Below are 20,136 nucleotides of genomic sequence, written 5' to 3'. Positions count from 1 at the left end.
TAGCCATTTTTTTACTAAATCCGTTATAGTTAAATGGATTGAATAGACTACATATAAGGAGCTGGTTTTTGATGAAGGAAACACAACAATTGTTACGTAAGCATACGTCAGTTCGTAAATATACAGGTGAGGAAATTCCGAAAGAAAAAGTGTACGAAATGCTACAAACTGCACAGATGGCAGCAACGTCTCATTTCGTTCAAGCATACAGTGTTATTTACGTGACAGACGAGGAGAAAAAACAAAAACTCGGTCAATTTTCAAAAAATGAATTCCAATTTAAAACAGCAGGTGCGTCATTACTATTTTGCGTCGACTTTAAACGTTTGCAAATAGCGGGGCAAAAATACGGTATCGACATTACAGCAGATTCAGCTGAAAATATTTTAGTAGGTGTGAATGACGTCGGTTTATTCGCACAAAACTTCGTCGTTGCAGCCGAATCAGAAGGCTACGGTATTTGTTATATCGGAGGCGCTCGTAGCGGTGCTGCAGAAATTAGCGAACTGTTTAACTTACCGGATTACGTCTTCCCAATGTTTGCGATGACATTAGGTACGCCGACGAAAACGAATGACTCGAAACCACGTTTACCAATCGATGCAATCGTGCATGAAAATGGCTATGACGTTGAAAAATACGATGCGTTATTAACGCAATATGATGAGGAATTAAATACGTATTATTTAAATCGAAATGCGAATCAAAAGAATGAAAATTGGACACGTCAAATGGCGGATTATCTCGTGCAACAACAACGTCCGCATATGAAAGATTTCTTAGCGTCAAAAGGCTTCACTTGGAAATAAACATAGTAATTATTTAAAAAAATGGAATGCACGTTTGAAAATGGTTCGCCTTTTCAAACGTGCATTTTTGTATGTGCGTAAATTAAAGAAATTTGTAAAAATTCTGATAATAAGGTTGACGACTGAAAAAGGATTCGTTATACTAAGTAGCAATTGATGGAACAACAATCATATAAACCTTTATCAAGAGTGGCGGAGGGACTAGGCCCTGCGATGCCCGGCAACCAAGTAGCGATACTACGGTGCTAATTCCTACAGATTTTTTCGGATCTGAAAGATAAGGGGAGGACTACCGCAGACGTAAACCCTCTTCTTATGAAGAAGGGTTTTTTTGTTTCCTTCTTCACCTCCGAAGTTCCATCAATACTATTTCTGAGGAGGAAGATATCATATGACAAATTTACAAAAAGAAACGGTAGCTATTCACGGAGGACAAACTCCGGATCCAGTGACAGGAGCGATTGCTGTTCCGATTTATCGCACGACAGCGTATCAATTCAACGATGCAGAACATGCACGCAAATTATTCGGTCTAGAAGAAGCGGGCAATATTTATTCACGCATTATGAATCCAACGACAGACATTTTTGAGAAGCGAGTTGCCTTATTAGAAGGCGGTACAGCAGCAGTTGCTTTATCGTCTGGCATGGCAGCCATTTCATTTTCAATTTTAAATATAGCGAGAGCCGGTGACCATATTGTTGCGGCAAATAGCCTTTACGGTGGCACGTACAATTTATTTTCGAATACGTTACCACGATACGGCATTACAGCAACATTTGTAGATGAACGTCACCCAGAGCAATTTGAAGCAGCAATTCAAGAAAATACGAAAGCGATTTACGCTGAAACTATCGGTAATCCGAGCTTATCGATTGCGGATATTGAAGCGTTAGCGAACATCGCACATAAGCATGAAATTCCATTAATTATTGATAATACATTTGCTTCTCCAATCGGTGCGAATCCAATCGAATTTGGAGCAGATATCGTTATTCATTCAGCGACGAAATGGATTGGCGGACACGGTACGACAATCGGTGGCATCGTCGTTGATGCAGGGAAATTTGATTGGACACGCGGCAAATTCCCAGATTATACAGAACCGGATGCATCGTATCACGGCATTCGATATGGCATCGATGCTTCAAGTGCCGCATTTGCGACGAGATTACGAGTTATTTTATTACGTGATTTCGGCCCGACATTAAGCCCAGATGCCGCATTTAACTTCATTCAAGGTCTTGAAACGATTCATTTACGTGTACCACGACATAACGAGAACGCTGCGAAAGTCGCAAATTTTTTAAATGACCATGAACTCGTTGAATGGGTACATTATAACGGACTTGAAACGAGTGAAAATGCACCACTTGTACAAAAATATTTAAAAAATGGTGCAGGTTCGGTTTTAACGTTCGGTATTAAAGGCGGGCGTGATGCAGGAAGAAAATTGATCGATACGATTGAATTATTTTCACACGTTGCAAACGTTGGGGATGCACGCTCATTAATTATTCATCCAGCATCTACAACTCATCAACAATTGAATGAAGAAGAGTTAATCGCTTCAGGTGTACCAGAAGAACTCGTTCGTTTATCGATTGGATTAGAAAATCCAGATGATTTAATTGCTGCATTACAAAATGCATTCAGTAAATTAGTTAGTGTGCCCCAATAGAAATTATTTTAATGAACACTAGCTCATTCGCTGAAGCAAGCATCCCATTCGATGAAGCGCAGAACACGAGCTCATTCGCTGAAGTAAGCATCTCATTTGATGCGACATAGAATACTAGCTCATTCGCTGAAGCAAGCATCCCATTTGATGAAGCATGGAACACTAGCTCATTTGCTGAAGTAAGCATCCCATTTGATGCGACATAGAATACTAGCCCATTTGCTGGAATAAGCATCTCATTCGATGCCACATAGAAAATTGGCTCATTCGCCACAAAAAGCATTTCCTTGTTATGTTGCTATATTTATCCACTTACAATAGACAACTGTCCTTTGGAGAAAGAATATTCTTGATATTCTCTCAATTATCATCTAAAATAAGTATAATTGTTTTTATAGAAGAAACATTTGTACGTTTAAGGAATACATCGAGATGTGAATCAACAATTATTTGGAGGCGAATATATATGGCATCAGTCAAGGCGGCAATTTTAGGTTTCGGTACAGTAGGGCAGGGGATTTATAATATCGTGCATGAACGTCGTACACATTTTAAAGAAACATTAGGTGTAGAAATTGAGATTGTAAAAATTTTAGTACGCGACGCTTCAAAAGTACGTGAAGGAATCGATTCTTCTTTATTCACAGAGTCATTTGACGACGTGTTAGCTATTCCGGATTTAGAAGTTGTTTTTGAAGGGATTGTAGGAGAACAACCTGCTTACTCGTATTTAGATCGTGCCATTGAAAAAGGATGTCATGTTATTACGGCGAACAAAGTGATGTTTGCTCGTTACGGTCAACAACTGCAACAAAAAGCGAAAAAATACGGCGTACAAGTCGGATATGAAGCGACGACAGCAGGTGGTGTACCGGTCATTAAAACGATGCAAAATTTATTGCGTGTAAATGAAGTGCAACACGTTCAAGGAATTTTAAATGGGACGTCCAACTATATTTTGACGCAAATGCGTACAGAAGGATTACCTTTTGATGTCGCGCTCAAAGCAGCGCAACAATTAGGGTATGCGGAAGCAGATCCTTACAATGATATTTCAGGCGAAGATGCGTTCCGAAAATTAATGATTTTATGTGCATTAGCTTTTGGAGAACAACCTGATTGGTCCAAAGTAGAGGTCGTCGGAATTGATTGTATTACGTCTCAACAAGTGGAAGAAGCGAAGGCGAAAGGATTACGTTATCGTCACGTCGCAGATGCGTATCGTGATAGTGCAACGAATGAAATCGTCGCACAAGTTGGTCCACAACTTGTCGGCGCAGATCATCCGTTGTATGCGATTGATGACGTCAACAATGCCGTTACATTAAATACGAACTACATTGGCACGTTAACGATGGTCGGTGCAGGTGCAGGTATGTATCCGACAGCGAGTGTCATGATGGAAGATTATGCAGATATGCTAGCGAAACCTGAGCGCACAGTTGCACAAGTATAAAAAAGAACATCGCGTGAGAGGTTTGTCGAATTCCCTCTTAGCGATGTTCTTTTTTAGTCTTCATCTTTAATATCAATGTCCTCTGGAATCGGCGTAGATTTCCACAGGTCAATTTCATGTTTAAGTTGTGTTAGCTGTTCAAAATACGTATCGAATTGTTGGCTATTAATTAAAAACTGTTCGCCATCATCTACAGCATGAATGCGCCCTTCAAGTACGTAGCGCATTACTTGTTCTTCGGGCATATGAATATGTTTGGCTGTTTCAGCGATTGTTTTATACAAGAAATGACCTCCTTCGCTAGTTGTATTATAACGAAGAAATAGCAATTTAACGAGAACGTAAACGTTTAGTAATGAAACTGACATAGCGAGTTTGTATACTCGTTACACATAAACGTTAAGGAGGTCCTTTATAAATGTCTACGAAACAACATACAAAAGGAGCTGTGTTAGGCTCACTGTTTTCTTTAGCACTCGCTTTTGGTAGTATTACTTTTTGTGTGCAACAGTTGATGTCTGCAGCACTTTAAATGAATCAACTGACAGCAGATGCGTATGTGACATAGGCAAAATTAAAAGGACTGAAAGTATAGAAGAAGCCTCCCTGGTTTTCGATAATCTATCGAAAACCAGGGAGGCTTTTTCATTTTGTGCATTATAAATCTTGCCAATACGTGATGTTATGAGAAGCAAGAGATGCGCTGTTCGCAATTTTGTAAAACGTAAGTGCCTCAGTAGCTAACCCTTTATCTTGTGCTTTTTCTGCGGCAACACAAGCATATTTTTGAATGCTTCGTTGATCGTTAATGTTTTTAAAATAAGCGATGAGCGTATGGAAGAAATCGAAGTCGATTTCTTTCGTATGATGAATCATTAAAAAAGCTTTGAAGTGATAATAGTGATGCAAGTTGGACGTCTGCAAATCATTTTGTTCAATAATAGAGAGTCCCTTATTTGACCAATGAACGACTTGTTCATCTTTTTCTAATTTTGAATACTCTTTAATAATCGAGTGAATAGAAATAAGTTGGCGTTTCGGATCGCTTTTCTTTTCTAAACTGCGCATGTAATAATCAATCGCTACTTTTGATTTTTGCATACGACTATTCGTCAGTCCTAAATTTTGAAGGAAACGTCCGTAATAAGCAGTTTTTCCAAGTTGGACAGCGTATTCATACCCGTCAATTAAGTATTTGAGTGCATAGTCAAAATTGTTATAGCGTAAATTAATAATGCCGAGTAAATTGTAGCATTTCAGTACGTAGTCATGACAATCGACATTTCTATAAATCGTTAATGCTTTTTTTGCAGCTGTGTAAGCACTTCCATATTCATATAAATAAAAATAAATACGACTTTGTAAATAGTAGATTGCCCCTTTTTCAAGTGGATGAATCGTTAAATCCGCTAATAAATTTTGCGTGCGTTGAATCGCTTTAAGCGCGTCTTTATAACGCTGTAGCTTAAAGTAATACAATGCAGAATTATACGTATATAAAAATTGTTGTTCGGCATTTAAATGTGTTTGTATACTATGAATTCCTTCTATTAAATGTTGAACTGTTTCAATGGGTTCTTCCGCTATAATGGCGATATGTAATAAATATAAATTCGTTTTATAAAAATAATCGGTATTTCTAAACTTAATAGAAAAAGGGGAGAAGCTATTGTAGACGATTCGTGCGTGATGCGCTTCGTGCAAACTTAACACGGTCATATAAGCATGTTCGATGTCTTTGAAAAAAGATTGTTCATTGATTTGATGAATGACGTCTTTTGACAAGTTAAGTCGCTCGAGCAATGCATTTTTTATGTGTAATTTTGGAACGGCGTGGTCTTTTTCTATTTTGCTTAAGTAAGAAGTTGAGCAAATAGAATCTGCGAGTTGCTGTTGTGTCATATGGCTTTTGAGACGATGCAATTTAATTAGTTGCCCAAATTTCAATGGTAAATCCTCACTTTAATCATAAATCCTCTCTTGCGTAAATATGTTCTAAATTATATCGAAATTACAAAGAAGATACTACTGAAAAATGGAAAGTTATTATTTATTTGCCATATGAAATAAAATTTACATTACATGTTTAAAATTTGAAAACTTTTTTAATAAAATCCCTTTTATTTTAACCATAGAGGATTTTATTAGTTCGTATGAACGAGACCGTGTGAAAAAGCGTATACAACCGCTTGCGTACGATCTTGCACTTCTAATTTAGATAAAAGGTTGCTAACGTGTGTTTTCACTGTTTTAATTGCAATAATTAATTCATCAGCAATTTCTTGATTCGTCATGCCGCGAGAAATTAATAAAAGTACTTCCATTTCACGCTCGGTTAAATCTTCGTGTAATGCATGTTCTTTCGTCCGTATGCGTTGCATCATTTTCGTTGTGACTTCCGGTTCTAAGATCGTATTACCACTTACTGTTTTGCGAATCGCATCGGCAATTTGTTTTGCATTTGTCGTTTTTAATAAATAACTCATAGCGCCCGCTTCTAGTGCAGGATACACTTTATCATCATCTAAAAAACTCGTCACGACCATAATTTTCGCATCAGGCCACTCCGCAATAATTTTCTTCGTCGCTTCTGCACCGTTTAAAATCGGCATGACCATATCCATTAAAATAATGTCAGGGCGATAGTGCAGTGCTTTTTCGTACGCTTCTTGACCATTCTCTGCCTCTGCCACGACATCCATGTCAGCTTGTGCTTGCAAATAGGCCGATACGCCAATACGCACCATTTCATGGTCGTCTGCTAACAATACTCGAATCATTTCGTTTCCTCCTGTTCAGTTGGGATTTGAACTTCTACAATCGTACCTTGCTGTGGAATGGCAACAATTTTACACGTGCCGCCAATTTCAATGGCACGTTCTTCAATATTTCTTAGCCCGTAAGAACCTCCGTGCGATTCGTCATCTACAGAGAAGCCGACACCGTTATCTTGTACGCGTAATATAACGCGTTGGTCGCGCTCGACGAGGAGAAGTTGTACTTCTGTCGCTTTCGAGTGACGTAGCGTATTCGATAACGTTTCTTGTGCAATTCGGAATAAATGATCTTCCGCACCTTTTGGGAGTGTTACTTCTTCTAAGCGTTCATGAATGTCGAATGTTACTTTTTGACGTAGCTCCGTTAATAAATCTCGTAAACCTTCTGCAAGTGTTTTATTTTTCAAAGCGGCAGGACGCAAATGTAAAAGTAAGGCACGCATTTCTAATTGTGCTTGTTGAACGATTTGTTCTGTTTGTTTTAATTGGCGTGCAGCGGGTTGTTGCAAAGTAGCTGTTTCGTTTAAAGCAGATAAAATCATAGAGGCTGCAAACAGTTGCTGCGACACAGAATCATGAAGTTCTCTCGCCAGTCGTTGTCGTTCTTGCACGACTTGTTCTTGTACGAGTGCTTCTTTCGCTTTCGCATCATCATTAATTAATCTCTGTAAACTTTTCTTTTGTGTGCGAATTAGTTCCTGTAATTCTAAAAATTGAAGTTTTTGTTTTTTAGGAAGGGGACGTTTCCATGTTAAGTCTGTATTTTGTAATACGTGCTCAAGCGCAACCGTATATGTTTGTTGACGTTGCTTCGTAATGATGATAGACCAAACGCTAATGCAAAAGCTAAGTGCCCCGAATAAAATCGCAAGCCAACCGACATACGGCACTTGCCAAATAGAAGTCGTCCATAGCGTTTCGAACGGTTTAAAGCTGTCGTAAATCGCGTAGCCTACGATAACGAAAAGACCGCTAAATAAAATGAAAAAATTAAAGAAACGAATAATGAATTTGGTCATTTTCGAATCACCTCCAGATCGCCAATAAATGTTGAAACGTAAATAATAAGTTGTTGCTTCGTATTCGTAGAGGCTGCATCTTCAAAAGAGACCGATTCGTTCATTAAGCGATAAGGAGCTTGTTGGAACGGGTACAGTTCGCCGTAAAGTGCATTGTAATGAATATGAACAGGCACTTCGTAAGGGACGATGATCGTCGTTTTACCAAATCCTTGGCGGACGTTAATAATGGCGAGGGATTGAGGTAAAATCGTTTTCGTCGTATCGATGACTAAATGACCTGCGAAACTTTGAACGTGTACGTCTTCCCAAGCGTAGGCAGTTGTCATGTCTTCCTCTTCCGTGACGAGTCGATTGGCTTTGCGGTCTGCTTTTTTGAAAAAGGACAAATCCACTTCAATCGGTTCTTTTTTCATGAGACGGTACAACGTATAAATAAGGAAGAGGAAAATAATGAGCCGCATGCTCCACATCGAAAGTAAAAATAAGATGGAGAAAATGCTGCTGATCCAAAATAATTTTTTCTTCTGTCGTTTCCACGCAATGTAAACGAGAAATAAAGGAAAAAGTACGAAGAAGATCGACCCATTTTCAAATAAAAAGCCTTCTACAAAAATGAGTAGTATAGCAATGAAGAAAAAAATGGTCATCGTGTTCGTCGAATGTTTCATTAGAATGCCTCCTTTCATAACGGTATGTATACATAAAAATAGACACAAAGTGATATCACTTTGTGCTACTTTTTCTATCTTATTAGTGTATAAAATTTACGCTTTTTTAGCTAGTTTTGTTCCTTCTAATGCCGCTAAACGCTCTTCTAATGATGAACTCACTTCAATTGTCGAAGCTTGAGGTGTTTGAAGTAAGTCTAAATAACGTTCCATTTCTTCTTTTGTTGAAAGCTGTTGCTTACTTTCTGGATGAAGCATTGCCTCCATTTGACGTTCTGCACGGATGTTATTTTCGTAGCCCATTAATTGCAGTTGGCGAATTTTCATATCTTCAATTTTATGTTTCATCGCTTCATATTTTTGTTCGAGACGAATAATGGTTGCAGTTGCTTCTTCAACAGACTGTTGCAACATATTGACACGATTCGTATACACGGTCATTTCAGCATGAGCGAACGTAATTAAATCTTCTTCGCCTGTTTGCTCTGCTAGAAGACATTGTTGTTGTCTTTTTTCAAGTAATGCTGTTGCTTGTGCAAGTTGTTCTTCAATCGTTTGTTTTAGCTGACGGTGACGTGTTAACAAAGCTTTCGCTTCATTCGTTTGTACTTCAGCGTCACGTACGTATTGATTCAGTCGAGCGACAGGGTTTTCTTCACGTGTTTCGATTCCTAAATCAGTCGTGAAAGTGTATTTTAAACGTTCTAGTAAGTTCATATAAAAGTCTCCTTCGTTATTTCGTTAAGTTTGACCATTCTTTTTCGAAGTTTTGGAATGGATCATTTTTCGTTGATTTCGTACGAGTCATTTTTTTACCGAAGCTGCCTTTTTTATAAAGATAGTAAAGACCAACGAGTGCGGCAGCTGCTAGTAAACCAGGGAAGTTGGCAATAACGCTTAATCCAGCAGCTACAATGACAAGTCCCCAGACGATTTTTGCAAAAGTAGAATTCGCTTTAATATAGAAGTGGATCCCGGCGTAGGCAATTGCTCCTGAAAACAATAAACCACCTAATGGTCCGAGTGTCGCTAAAATGATAATTGCGGCAATGATGCCGATACAAGCTAACATAAATTTCTTCATGTAAATGCCTCCTTTGTTGTTTGTATCTCTATCCTATAGGGAATTTACATTTTGCATAACGGTCTCGAAATGGATTTTTAACTAGGTCTAGAGGCTGAGAGTGTCTCAGAAAATTTACATAACACGAACAAATAGACGCTTGCGTGCGTGATACGATTAACAAAAAGGTGAGCAAAGGGGATGTCTATGGATTTTATTGAATTTTTAAAAGCTTTAATTTTAGGATTTGTCGAAGGGATGACGGAATTTGCACCGGTTTCTTCTACAGGTCATATGATTATCGTGGACGATATGTGGTTGAAGACGAGCGAGTTTTTAGGAGATGCATCAGCGAATACGTTTAAAATCGTTATTCAACTTGGGTCCATTTTAGCTGTCGTTGTCGTCATGTGGAAACGTATTTTAAGCTTGATTGGTTTATACCATTTTGAAGGGCAAACGAAATCGAGCCACTTCAATGTACTTCACGTATTAATCGGTATTTTACCTGCAGGTATTTTAGGTGTCTTATTAGAAAATTACATTGATGCTCATTTATTCAGCATCGAAACGGTTATTATCGGATTGCTCGTCGGTGCTTTTTTAATGATTGCAGCAGATCGATTTGGACCGAGGACACCACGCATTACATCGTTAGATAAAATAAGTTACAAAAATGCCTTCCTTATAGGGCTCGTACAATGCTTATCTTTATGGCCAGGATTTTCTAGGTCAGGTTCAACGATTTCTGGGGGTGTTCTTTTCGGGCTTACCCATAAAACGGCGGCAGATTTCACATTTATTATGGCAGTACCTATTATGGTAGGGGCGAGTGGTTTATCTTTAGTGAAGCACTGGGATGAAATTAATGTAGGGGATATGGGCTTTTATGTAGTTGGATTTATTAGTGCTTTCGTGTTTGCTTTAATTTCCATTCGCTTCTTCTTAAAACTAATCGATCGTATTAAACTCGTACCTTTTGCGATTTATCGCATCGTACTTGCTACTATTTTAGCAATCGTCGTATTTTTATAAGTACATTAAAGCGTGTGCAAACCTCGAGCTTACGAATTAGTTCGAGGTTTTTTTCTTCCTTTTCTATAGAAATAGATGTATGATAGTCACTTCGTGTACTGTTAGTTGAAATGCAAGTATTAAAACTCTAAATAATGAAAATGGGCTAACATAACTAAAGTGAAAAATAGAAATGATAGTCAGATGTATTAAAAATAATCCTTTTAATAAAATCAGCAGACGGCAGTTTATACGCCGTAAAATTGTATAATTAAGCCGTAGATTGTGCATTTGAAACGGTATATTTGAATATCAATCGCCTTCCTCAAAACGCGAGCATTCGTTCGTCTTTCAATTGCTGTCAAAAAAACACTACGAAATTAGATGTAAATACATCGAAAGAATAATTTTTATATTTGGTTTGAAAAAATAATAGGGCTTTAGTGTGCTTTTTTACGAATTTAGTTTTATACCTTGTTGAAAAGGTTAAAAATATGATAGATTAAATACTATGAAAAAACCACAATATATTTGTATGGTTTTCAATCGGTAACACAACATGTTGTGTCTACCCCGAAAATACATATCCTGATTATTTCCCAAGATCGGCCGAATATATTATGGCTTTTTATAGAACATAGACTGTATGAAGTAGTATTAATCGGTCCGGAAATATTCCATTAAACAACTTGGATACACAACATATAGAGTAAATCGAATAATTCAATTGTAAAAACGATGAAAAAGAAGAATGATGTCAGACATTATTTTGCTGTAATTTTGTTCGTTTTTTTATTTTTGGATTATAAGTAAAGGAGACGGTGAGAATGGTTCAAATGATGACATACAATAGACAATCAATCTTAGCACAGCTAGAGGAGAAATACGGAAGAGAAGAGATGAGCCCTCTATTCCGTAAACACGAACGATTCGAAAACAGACATCCTGATGCAGATGATGCAGAGTGGACAAAAGCTCTTAGCTTAGATGCACTTGGTTTCTTGGACGAGCAAGAACCATATTGGACATTTGTAGCAGCCCGTCTTCTTATTATGGAAACATATAAAGAAGCAGCTGAAAAACGTGGCATTGCAAATCCTGAAGATGTATATAAAGGATTTTCAGAGCAAATTGAAAAACTCGTTAAAAAAGGTTTATACGAAGAATTTTTAGTTGAGAAATATACAGTAGCTGAACGCCAACAATTAGCAGAACAAATTGACGCGACACGCGATCAAATTTTCACATATATCGGTTTGAAAACATTGTTAGATCGTTACGTAACATGTGACTTCGATAAAACACCTTTAGAATTGCCTCAAGAGCGTTTTATGATTATCGCTATGACATTGATGCAAGATGAGAAAGAAGACCGCTTAAACAAAGTCGTAGAAGCTTATTGGGCAATGTCTAATCTATACATGACGACAGCTACACCGACATTATCAAATGCCGGCAAAACACATGGTCAATTATCTTCTTGCTTCATCGACACAGTAGATGATAGCTTACAAGGGATTTACGATTCAAATACAGACGTTGCGACACTTTCTAAATTCGGTGGCGGTATCGGCGTCTACATGGGTAAAGTACGTAGCCGTGGATCTTCAATTCGTGGATTTAAAGGAGCGTCTTCAGGCGTTATTCCTTGGATTAAACAATTGAACAACACAGCCGTATCAGTAGATCAATTAGGTCAACGTCAAGGTGCAATCGCTGTTTACTTAGACGTATGGCACAAAGATATTTTCCCATTTTTAGATTTAAAATTAAACAACGGTGACGAACGTATGCGTGCACACGATATTTTCACAGGCGTATGTTTACCAGATATTTTCATGGAAGCTGTACAAGAACGTAAAGAGTGGCATTTATTCGATCCACACGAAGTACGTACGGTAATGGGCTTCAATTTAGAAGATTATTATGACGAAAAACGTGGTGACGGTTCATTCCGTGAGAAATATATGGAATGTGTCGCAAATCCAGAATTAAGCCGTGAAACGATTAATGCAATCGATATTATGAAACGTATTATGCGTTCTCAACTTGAAACAGGCGTTCCATTCATGTTTTATCGTGATGAAGTAAACCGTCAAAACGCTAACAATCATAAAGGAATGATTTATTCTTCAAACTTATGTACAGAAATCACACAAAACATGAGTGCGACGCAATATGAATCAACAACTTTAGAAGATGGTGTAATCGTAACGCGTCGTAAAGCGGGCGATTTCGTCGTATGTAACTTATCTTCAATTAACTTAGGACGCGCTGTTCCAGCGGACGTTTTAGAACGTTTAATCCCAATTCAAGTACGTATGCTTGATAACGTAATCGAATTAAACACAATTCCAGTTGCACAAGCAGAGCTTACAAACTCTCGCTACCGTGGTATCGGACTTGGTACATTCGGCTGGCACCACTTACTTGCTCTTGAGGGTATCGGTTGGGAAACAGACGAAGCTGTTAATTATGCAGACGGCTTATACGAAAAAATTGCTTACTTAACAATCCAAGCATCTTCTGCTCTTGCAGTAGAAAAAGGTAGCTACCCATATTATGAAGGTTCAGATTGGGATACAGGTGCTTATTTCACGAAACACGGCTATGATGGCAGTGAAAAATGGGATGCGCTTAAAGCAAAAGTTGCAGAACAAGGAATGCGTAACGGTTATTTAATGGCTGTTGCTCCGAACTCTTCAACTTCAATCATCGCGGGTTCAACAGCAAGTATTGATCCGATTTTCCAAAAATCATACTCTGAAGAGAAAAAAGATTATAAAATTCCAGTAACAGTTCCTGATTTAAATGAAAAAACAACTTGGTATTATAAATCAGCATACTTCATCGACCAAAACTGGACGATTAAACAAAATGCTGCACGCGCACGTCATATCGACCAAGGGATTTCATTAAATCTGTACGTTCAAAATACAGTAAAAGCAAAAGATTTATTAGCACTTCACTTAAATGCTTGGGCATCGAATGTGAAAACAACATACTACGTTCGTTCAACATCTGTTGAGTTATTAGAATGTGAATCTTGCGCTAGCTAATAAAAAACGATAAAAACTTCTTAAGGGATGCATATTATGTGCATCCCTTAATTTAGGTACATAAAACTATAAATGTGTCAAAAAAAAGAATAGGATAGTTCTTTTAAAGGATAAAATACTTCATATTATCATTTTGTTGTGATAAAATTAATGCATATAAATTTAAATGATAATTAGGGGAGAACAACTATGGCAAAAATTGAACCACGTAAATTAATGGATAAAGAGGCTCCGAACCGTTCGACAGCGATTGTTAATGGTCGTTCATCAAACGTTTTAAACTGGGATGACGTACGTTTCAGCTGGGCTTATCCTAAATATAAAAAAATGCTTGGTAACTTCTGGACACCTTTTGAAATCAATATGTCTTCAGATGTGAAACATTTCCCTATGTTAACGGATGCAGAAAAAGAAACATTCAAAAAAACAATTGGCTTATTAGCACTTTTAGATAGTATCCAAACAGATTACGCAGGTCGTGTAGCGGATTTTTTAACGGATTCAAGCTTAAATGCGTTGATGATTATTTTAGCGCAACAAGAAGTAATCCATAACCATTCTTATTCATACATTCTTTCAAGTTTAGTATCAAAAGACGAGCAAGATCGTATTTTTGATTACTGGCGTACAGAACCAGTTCTTGAAAAACGAAATGATTTCGTTATTAAAGGATATGAAAAATTCTCAAACGAACCGACTGTTGAAAACATGCTAGATTCAATCGTGCATGATGTTATTTTAGAAGGCTTGTTCTTCTATTCAGGTTTCTCATTCTTCTACCATTTAGCACGTAATCAAAAAATGGTTGCGACATCAACGATGATTAACTACATTAATCGTGATGAACAACTACACGTTGATTTATTCGTGAAAATTTACAAAGAATTATTAGAAGAGTATCCTGAATTTGATACACCAGAACGCGCAGAATACGTACAAAGTGTATTCAAAGAAGCAGCTGCACTTGAAATTGAATGGGCAAATGAAATTATCGGTGAAAAAATTGACGGTTTAGACATTGAAGATGTAGAAGATTATATTTACTTCTATGCGAATACACGCTGTAACCAATTAGGCTACGAACGTCCATTTGAAGGTTACCGTAAAAATCCACTTAAATGGATTAAAGCTTACGAAGATGTAGATTTAGGTAAAACTGATTTCTTCGAACAAAAATCTCGTCAATATACGAAAGTAAACGTAAAAGATAACGGATTCGACGAATTATAAAACTCTTTGATACGCTTTAAAAATCTACTCGCAGCAATTGTTGTGAGTAGATTTTTTTTGTGTAAAACGAGTGAGAGTGTCTTTCACAATCGGTTACGTGGTATAATTTGGGAAAATTACGGAGGTACTGTATGAAACCAATTTTATGGATTACGTTTTATTTGCCGAACGACTTAGCTGAGCGTTTAAAGCCGTATGTGACGATAAAAATGTGGCAAGATGATATACATGATATGCCACAAGAAGAGATTGAAGCGGCTGTTTTAGAAGCTGATTATTTGTGGACAATCGTTCCGAATCAAATAACGGCTGCGGTTTTGAATCGAACGACAAAGCTGAAAATGATTACGAATTTAGCCGTCGGTTTCAACAATATCGACGTAGAAGCAGCGAAAGAAAAAGGAATTATCGTAACGAATACACCAGATGTTTTATCTGAAACGACAGCTGATTTAGCTTTTGCGTTATTGATGACTTCTGCGAGAAGGATGCTCGATAATGCCAAACAGTTGTACCAAGGGAAATGGTTAGGGTGGCAAGTGTTTGGGATGACAGGGACAGACGTGCATCATAAGACGCTCGGAATTATAGGTATGGGCGCAATTGGGGAACTCGTTGCGAAGCGGGCCAGTGGTTTCGATATGAATGTGTTGTATCACAATCGAAGTCGAAAAGAAGAGGCGGAGGAACGATACGGTGTGACGTATCGTTCGAAAAACGATTTGTTAGCAGAAGCTGATTTTATTATTGTATTGACGCCACTTACGAAAGAGACGCATCATTTAATCGACCGAGAAGCGTTGGCAATGATGAAGCGAACAGCACATATCATTAACGTTGCAAGAGGCGGTGTTGTCGATGAAGAGGCACTATATGATGCACTCGTGAACGGGGAAATCGCAGGCGCTGCATCAGACGTATTTGTGGAAGAACCGGTATCGACGAATCATCCGCTACTTTCATTACCGAATTTCACGCCAATGCCACATATCGGGAGTGCAACTGTCGAAACGAGACAGGCAATGGTACAAAGAAATTTAGACGCATGGGAAGCATATTTTACGAACCAATCGATTCCATATCGAGTCATCTAAGGGGGAAACCATAATGGTATTAGCAAAAGGGATTACGGGTTTTTGTAATGAGGGAGATTTACACACAGTAGAAGAAATCGAGGCGAAAGCATTTCGTTCGGTTTGTTATGACGTTGCACTTGAAAGAGGCGTGACGCTCGTAAATATTGTGGAATGTGATTATCCATTTACGTATCATAAAGCGATTTTTGATGTGGACGGAGAGCGTATTCAACTACTCGTTAACGTCTACTACGGTATTGGAGCATTTGTGACGAGTGACGACCCGGTTCGGTTTTGCGATATTCCGGCAGCATTATCAACATTCGGTACACATTATACGCTTTTGACAGAAGATGAATTATTGACGTATCCATCTTCTGAAGAGTTAGAGAAACTTGATGCAGAAGAACTTCAGCAAATAACTTATTGGAAGCCGAGAAATTTAGGAGACATCATTTTTAATCATTGGGATTAAAAAGTAAAAAACACGGCAATCAGAATGTCTGTTTGCCGTGTTTTTTTGTTAAGAAAATGAGAGGTTAGCGATCGCTGAATAAGTTGAAAATGTTCCCGATGCCACCTTCATCAGAAGAACTACCGCCGCCACCTTTAGAAACAGGGGCAGAGGCGAAAACACGACTCGCTAGGCGACTGAATGGCATTGATTGAACCCAAACGGAACCTGGTCCTGTTAATGTAGCTAAAAATAAGCCTTCGCCGCCGAATAATGATGTTTTAATACCACCAGCAGCTTCGATATTGTAGTCGACGTTTTCTGTCATAGCGACTAAACAACCTGTATCTAAACGTAAACGTTCACCTACTTGCAAATCTTTGCGAATAATCGTACCGCCTGCATGAACGAAGGCAAGTCCATCACCTTCTAGCTTTTGCATAATAAAGCCTTCTCCACCGAAAAAACCTGTCCCTAGTTTACGTTGGAATTCAACGCCGACAGATACACCACGAGCCGCAGCTAAAAAGGCGTCTTTTTGGCAAATGATTTTGCCATTGTAGCGACTTAAATCCATCGGAATGATGCGACCTGGATAAGGAGCGGCAAATGATACGTGTTTCTTGCCTGAACCGTTGTTTGTGAACGTCGTGACGAATAAACTTTCACCTGTTAATAAACGTTTACTAGCACCTTTCAATTTATCGAAAAATCCCGAACCATGTTGTCCAGCAGAACCATCTCCAAAAATCGTTTCCATGACGATCCCATCGTCCATCATCATCATTGATCCGGCTTCCGCGATTGCCGTCTCACCGGGGTCTAACTCTACTTCCACAAATTGCATATCATCTCCGTGGATTTTAAAATCAATTTCGTCATTCATCATAGAGAATGCCTCCTTGTTTTTTATATACAACTACTATACGTCTTATGTGAAAAAAAGTTTCAATTGTATGACAACACAAAATACCTCTTTTAAATTTCTGTATTTTCTGTTAATTTTATAACAAGAACATCATGAGGGGGATTCACGATGAAATTAGCACACTACATAGCTGGTGCGTTTTATGCTGATGAAACAGAAAAGTATTTGGACGTCATCAATCCTGCAACGAGTGATACGATTGCACAAGTACCAATGGCAACAATTCATACACTTGATGTAGCCATTAGTGCAGCAGAAAAAGGGCAAAAAGAATGGGCCAACATTCCAGCACCGAAACGCTCAGATTATTTATTAGAAATTGGTGTGAAATTAAAAGAGAAAAAAGAATTTTTAGCCGAAGTGCTGACGAAGGAAATGGGCAAAGTAATTGAGGAAGCGCGTGGTGAAATTCAAGAAGGAATCGACATGGCATTTTATATGGCGGGTGAAGGTCGTCGATTACTTGGTGAGACGACGCCATCGGAGTTGAATGATAAATTTGCGATGAGCGTTCGTACGCCTGTTGGCATTATCGGATTAATTACACCGTGGAATTTTCCAATTGGTGTGCCATTACTCAAGGCGTTACCTGCGATTGTAAGTGGTAATGCAATCGTTTGGAAGCCAGCATCTGAAACGCCAATCATTGCGTATGAAATGGCGAAAATTTTTGACGAAGTGGGCTTACCTCAAGGTGTTGTAAATGTCGTATTTGGTTCGGGCACAGATATCGGTACAGAAATTGTTCAAAACCCACATATTGGTGTTATTTCGTTTACGGGATCTACATCGACAGGACGCAAAGTTGCGGAATTAGGTGGCTATCATTTGAAGAAGGTGTCCTTAGAATTAGGTGGTAAAAATGCAGTCATTGTAATGGACGATGCCGATCTTGATTTAGCAGTAGAAGGAATTATTTGGAGTGCTTTTGGAACGGCAGGGCAGCGCTGTACAGCGTGCAGTCGTGTTATCGTACATAAAGATATTGAAGAAGCATTACAACAAAAGCTATTGAGTGAAATGGAAAAGCTGACGATTGGTGATGGATTGGACGAGCGAAATAAAGTCGGTCCGGTTATTAATATGGAAGCTCTTTATAAAATTCATAGTTACGTAGAACTCGCGCAATTGGACGGCGCGACATTGTTGACAGGTGGACATATTTTAGAAGGTGGCGACTATGATTTAGGTTGTTACTATGCGCCGACGTTATTCAAAGACGTACGTCCAGATGCACGTCTCGCACAAGAAGAAATTTTTGGTCCCGTTGTTGGTTTAATTCGCGTCGGTAGTTTAGAAGAAGCGATTGAAGTGAATAACAACGTTTCTTACGGGTTATCTAGCTCCATTTATACGAAAGATGTAAATACCGTTTTCCGTGCTCAACGAGATCTAGATACGGGGATCGTATACGTGAATGCAGGGACGACAGGAGCGGAAGTTCATTTACCTTTCGGTGGTACGAAAGGAACGGGGAATGGGCATCGTGACTCTGGTGTGAGTGCGCTTGATTTGTATACGGAAGTGAAAAGCATTTATATCGATTTTAGTGGAAAATTACAACGTGCTCAAATTGATAATTAAAAAAGAGGCTGGGACATAAGTGGAAATTCCAGCCTCTAATAGAGAAGGTGATGTCGAATTTGACATCACCTATTGTGCATTTTCTTAAGTTTGTTGCCATTAATGCGAGGCCAATTTCGTTTTTTACTTTCGATTTTCCTCGAACGGAAAATCGAGTGAACCTAAATTAGCTTTCAGAAATCCAAAAATTGGTTCTACGTCGATTTTACGTTGACGATAGATCTCAAGCTGTTTTTGGTTCTGAAAGCTTCTCTTGGAATACTTTCTACGAGATGGTGAATATGAAAGGCAATATCATTTTTTTGTAATTTTACTTCTAAATCTAGCGGCAATATGAGTTGATTCATGTTATAATTTTTAAACATAAGGACACTTCTTTCGTTTGAGATTTGGTAGTAGGATACTTAAATTTTAACAGGAATTGTCCTTTTTTCTATAAGGAATTTTTGATAGAAGTATATAAAAGTTGTTCGGAGTGGAGGACGCGACTTCTGCGGGAACAGCACGAGCGAAATATCCATTTTTTTCGCGCCCTCGCGAAAAAAATTAGATGGAGCCATGCCCGCGAAAAGCGTCGGCCGAAACGATGAACAACGGCTGACAAGCCAATAAGAAAAGACATTCACGATTTTATTCAAATCGTGAATGTCTTTTCTTATTGGCTAGGGTTTTGTCCCAGCCTCTTTTTAATTTGCTTGCAGTTGAGAAATCGTGACGTATGAATAGCCTTTACGATCAAGATACGTTAAAATTTCATCCAATTCTTCTGCAGAAGAAGGTTGAATGTCATGCATTAAAATAATGCATCCTGAATGAACGCTATCTTTAATACGTTGGAATGTCGTTGCCCCGTTTCGGGTTTTCCAATCAAGTGTATCGATGTCCCAAATAGCGATTGGTTGATGCATCGATTTTTCCATTTTGACATTTCGTGCCCCATAAGGAGGACGAACAGTTAATGGCTCAAAACCGGTTGTTGCTTTAATGATGGCATTCGTTTTATTAATATTTTTCAAGGCATTCTTAGCAGAAAGTGTCGATAAATTTTCGTGACTGTACGAATGATTTCCGATTTCATGTCCCGCATTGAAAACGTCTTTAGTAATAGAAGGATGTTCGTTCACTAAGCTGCCGAGCATATAAAAAGTAGCCGTCGCTTCGTGTTTTTTAAGTGTCGCTAAAATTTTAGGCGTATTTTTCGGATGAGGTCCATCGTCAAAAGTAAGTGCTACGACTCTTTGACCGTTTGATTTTAAAGAAGCAATCGGTTTTTTAGGCGTTTTTGAGTAGACTTCTTTTAACGGAATTGAAATAG

19 protein-coding genes, 1 pseudogene and 1 riboswitch are annotated in these 20,136 nt (G+C 38.3%); of the genes and pseudogenes, 9 read left to right on the top strand and 11 right to left on the bottom strand.

Going from position 1 to position 20,136, the window contains the following annotated elements:
- The first annotated feature begins 71 nt into the window (after positions 1-71).
- Positions 72-809: an oxygen-insensitive NADPH nitroreductase gene (gene nfsA / locus KSHG_RS05185; protein WP_010302827.1), complete on the top strand. Its 738-nt coding sequence runs from the start codon at positions 72-74 to the stop codon at positions 807-809.
- Positions 810-986: 177 nt separating this feature from the next.
- Positions 987-1,093: riboswitch (SAM riboswitch) on the top strand.
- 107 nt (positions 1,094-1,200) lie between these two features.
- Positions 1,201-2,490, top strand: coding sequence for an O-acetylhomoserine aminocarboxypropyltransferase/cysteine synthase family protein (locus tag KSHG_RS05180; protein ID WP_010302825.1), 1,290 nt, complete (start codon positions 1,201-1,203; stop codon positions 2,488-2,490).
- On the opposite strand, the gene KSHG_RS05175 is transcribed toward KSHG_RS05180, so the two are convergent.
- Positions 2,474-2,764 (bottom strand): hypothetical protein, encoded by a 291-nt coding sequence (locus KSHG_RS05175; protein WP_010302822.1) that lies wholly within the window; start codon positions 2,762-2,764, stop codon positions 2,474-2,476. The genes KSHG_RS05180 and KSHG_RS05175 overlap by 17 nt on opposite strands.
- Before the next feature lie 192 nt (positions 2,765-2,956).
- On the opposite strand from KSHG_RS05175, the gene KSHG_RS05170 reads away from it, so the two are divergent.
- The gene (locus KSHG_RS05170) at positions 2,957-3,946 is read left to right on the top strand and encodes a homoserine dehydrogenase (RefSeq protein WP_010302819.1); all 990 of its coding nucleotides are present in this window, start codon (positions 2,957-2,959) and stop codon (positions 3,944-3,946) included.
- A 53-nt stretch (positions 3,947-3,999) separates the two neighbouring features.
- Here KSHG_RS05170 and KSHG_RS05165 read toward each other — a convergent pair whose 3' ends face one another.
- The 7 genes from KSHG_RS05165 to KSHG_RS05130 all read right to left on the bottom strand — a co-directional run bounded on the left by KSHG_RS05165 (position 4,000) and on the right by KSHG_RS05130 (position 9,497).
- The gene (locus KSHG_RS05165; protein ID WP_010302817.1) at positions 4,000-4,230 is read right to left on the bottom strand and encodes a MerR family transcriptional regulator; all 231 of its coding nucleotides are present in this window, start codon (positions 4,228-4,230) and stop codon (positions 4,000-4,002) included.
- A 373-nt stretch (positions 4,231-4,603) separates the two neighbouring features.
- The gene (locus tag KSHG_RS05155; RefSeq protein WP_010302813.1) at positions 4,604-5,893 is read right to left on the bottom strand and encodes a helix-turn-helix domain-containing protein; all 1,290 of its coding nucleotides are present in this window, start codon (positions 5,891-5,893) and stop codon (positions 4,604-4,606) included.
- A 197-nt stretch (positions 5,894-6,090) separates the two neighbouring features.
- Positions 6,091-6,726 carry a response regulator gene (locus tag KSHG_RS05150; RefSeq protein ID WP_010302809.1) on the bottom strand — a complete coding sequence of 212 codons (636 nt, stop codon included), beginning with the start codon at positions 6,724-6,726 and terminating at the stop codon, positions 6,091-6,093.
- Complete coding sequence (locus tag KSHG_RS05145) at positions 6,723-7,742, bottom strand: sensor histidine kinase (protein ID WP_010302807.1); 1,020 nt, start codon at positions 7,740-7,742, stop codon at positions 6,723-6,725. The genes KSHG_RS05150 and KSHG_RS05145 overlap by 4 nt, the downstream gene beginning before the upstream one ends.
- Positions 7,739-8,413 (bottom strand): cell wall-active antibiotics response protein LiaF, encoded by a 675-nt coding sequence (liaF, locus tag KSHG_RS05140; RefSeq protein ID WP_010302805.1) that lies wholly within the window; start codon positions 8,411-8,413, stop codon positions 7,739-7,741. Before liaF ends, KSHG_RS05145 begins: the two co-directional genes overlap by 4 nt.
- 96 nt (positions 8,414-8,509) lie before the next feature.
- Entirely contained in the window at positions 8,510-9,130 is a 621-nt protein-coding gene (locus KSHG_RS05135) for a PspA/IM30 family protein (RefSeq protein ID WP_010302801.1), read from the bottom strand.
- Positions 9,131-9,146: 16 nt separating this feature from the next.
- A complete protein-coding gene (locus tag KSHG_RS05130; RefSeq protein ID WP_010302798.1) occupies positions 9,147-9,497 on the bottom strand; it encodes a lmo0954 family membrane protein in 351 nt (116 codons plus the stop codon).
- 186 nt (positions 9,498-9,683) lie between these two features.
- Between KSHG_RS05130 and KSHG_RS05125 the strand changes: the two genes are divergently transcribed.
- From KSHG_RS05125 to KSHG_RS05105, 5 genes are all read left to right on the top strand, one after another.
- Positions 9,684-10,511 (top strand): undecaprenyl-diphosphate phosphatase, encoded by an 828-nt coding sequence (locus KSHG_RS05125; protein WP_010302796.1) that lies wholly within the window; start codon positions 9,684-9,686, stop codon positions 10,509-10,511.
- An 806-nt stretch (positions 10,512-11,317) separates the two neighbouring features.
- The gene (locus KSHG_RS05120; protein WP_010302794.1) at positions 11,318-13,549 is read left to right on the top strand and encodes a ribonucleoside-diphosphate reductase subunit alpha; all 2,232 of its coding nucleotides are present in this window, start codon (positions 11,318-11,320) and stop codon (positions 13,547-13,549) included.
- Between the two features lie 189 nt (positions 13,550-13,738).
- On the top strand, positions 13,739-14,779 hold the full coding sequence (locus tag KSHG_RS05115) for a ribonucleotide-diphosphate reductase subunit beta (RefSeq protein ID WP_010302791.1): 1,041 nt from the start codon (positions 13,739-13,741) through the stop codon (positions 14,777-14,779).
- A gap of 131 nt (positions 14,780-14,910) precedes the next feature.
- A complete protein-coding gene (locus tag KSHG_RS05110) occupies positions 14,911-15,873 on the top strand; it encodes a 2-hydroxyacid dehydrogenase (protein ID WP_010302787.1) in 963 nt (320 codons plus the stop codon).
- Positions 15,874-15,886: 13 nt separating this feature from the next.
- A complete protein-coding gene (locus KSHG_RS05105; RefSeq protein ID WP_010302785.1) occupies positions 15,887-16,330 on the top strand; it encodes a hypothetical protein in 444 nt (147 codons plus the stop codon).
- Between the two features lie 64 nt (positions 16,331-16,394).
- On the opposite strand, the gene KSHG_RS05100 is transcribed toward KSHG_RS05105, so the two are convergent.
- The gene (locus tag KSHG_RS05100; RefSeq protein ID WP_010302782.1) at positions 16,395-17,198 is read right to left on the bottom strand and encodes a TIGR00266 family protein; all 804 of its coding nucleotides are present in this window, start codon (positions 17,196-17,198) and stop codon (positions 16,395-16,397) included.
- A 147-nt stretch (positions 17,199-17,345) separates the two neighbouring features.
- On the opposite strand from KSHG_RS05100, the gene KSHG_RS05095 reads away from it, so the two are divergent.
- Positions 17,346-18,821: an aldehyde dehydrogenase family protein gene (locus tag KSHG_RS05095; protein ID WP_010302779.1), complete on the top strand. Its 1,476-nt coding sequence runs from the start codon at positions 17,346-17,348 to the stop codon at positions 18,819-18,821.
- Here KSHG_RS05095 and KSHG_RS18730 read toward each other — a convergent pair.
- Both KSHG_RS18730 and KSHG_RS16185 read right to left on the bottom strand, forming a co-directional pair.
- A pseudogene (locus tag KSHG_RS18730) lies at positions 18,784-19,074 on the bottom strand (transposase); the annotation flags it as partial. The gene KSHG_RS05095 and the pseudogene KSHG_RS18730 overlap by 38 nt on opposite strands.
- Before the next feature lie 433 nt (positions 19,075-19,507).
- Entirely contained in the window at positions 19,508-20,086 is a 579-nt protein-coding gene (locus KSHG_RS16185) for a polysaccharide deacetylase family protein (protein WP_235728345.1), read from the bottom strand.
- Between the last annotated feature and the right edge of the window lie 50 nt (positions 20,087-20,136).

Origin of the sequence: Kurthia senegalensis (assembly GCF_000285595.1) — a bacterium.
GTDB classification, from domain to species: domain Bacteria; phylum Bacillota; class Bacilli; order Bacillales_A; family Planococcaceae; genus Kurthia; species Kurthia senegalensis.
This window is presented reverse-complemented; position numbering and strand designations above follow the sequence as displayed.

Coding starts and splice junctions, on each gene's coding strand:
- nfsA (WP_010302827.1), top strand. CDS start 72: ATGAAGGAAACACAACAATTGTTACGTAAGCATACGTCAGTTCGTAAA.
- KSHG_RS05180 (WP_010302825.1), top strand. CDS start 1,201: ATGACAAATTTACAAAAAGAAACGGTAGCTATTCACGGAGGACAAACT.
- KSHG_RS05170 (WP_010302819.1), top strand. CDS start 2,957: ATGGCATCAGTCAAGGCGGCAATTTTAGGTTTCGGTACAGTAGGGCAG.
- KSHG_RS05150 (WP_010302809.1), bottom strand. CDS start 6,726: ATGATTCGAGTATTGTTAGCAGACGACCATGAAATGGTGCGTATTGGC.
- KSHG_RS05145 (WP_010302807.1), bottom strand. CDS start 7,742: ATGACCAAATTCATTATTCGTTTCTTTAATTTTTTCATTTTATTTAGC.
- liaF (WP_010302805.1), bottom strand. CDS start 8,413: ATGAAACATTCGACGAACACGATGACCATTTTTTTCTTCATTGCTATA.
- KSHG_RS05135 (WP_010302801.1), bottom strand. CDS start 9,130: ATGAACTTACTAGAACGTTTAAAATACACTTTCACGACTGATTTAGGA.
- KSHG_RS05130 (WP_010302798.1), bottom strand. CDS start 9,497: ATGAAGAAATTTATGTTAGCTTGTATCGGCATCATTGCCGCAATTATC.
- KSHG_RS05125 (WP_010302796.1), top strand. CDS start 9,684: ATGGATTTTATTGAATTTTTAAAAGCTTTAATTTTAGGATTTGTCGAA.
- KSHG_RS05120 (WP_010302794.1), top strand. CDS start 11,318: ATGGTTCAAATGATGACATACAATAGACAATCAATCTTAGCACAGCTA.
- KSHG_RS05115 (WP_010302791.1), top strand. CDS start 13,739: ATGGCAAAAATTGAACCACGTAAATTAATGGATAAAGAGGCTCCGAAC.
- KSHG_RS05110 (WP_010302787.1), top strand. CDS start 14,911: ATGAAACCAATTTTATGGATTACGTTTTATTTGCCGAACGACTTAGCT.
- KSHG_RS05105 (WP_010302785.1), top strand. CDS start 15,887: ATGGTATTAGCAAAAGGGATTACGGGTTTTTGTAATGAGGGAGATTTA.
- KSHG_RS05100 (WP_010302782.1), bottom strand. CDS start 17,198: ATGATGAATGACGAAATTGATTTTAAAATCCACGGAGATGATATGCAA.
- KSHG_RS05095 (WP_010302779.1), top strand. CDS start 17,346: ATGAAATTAGCACACTACATAGCTGGTGCGTTTTATGCTGATGAAACA.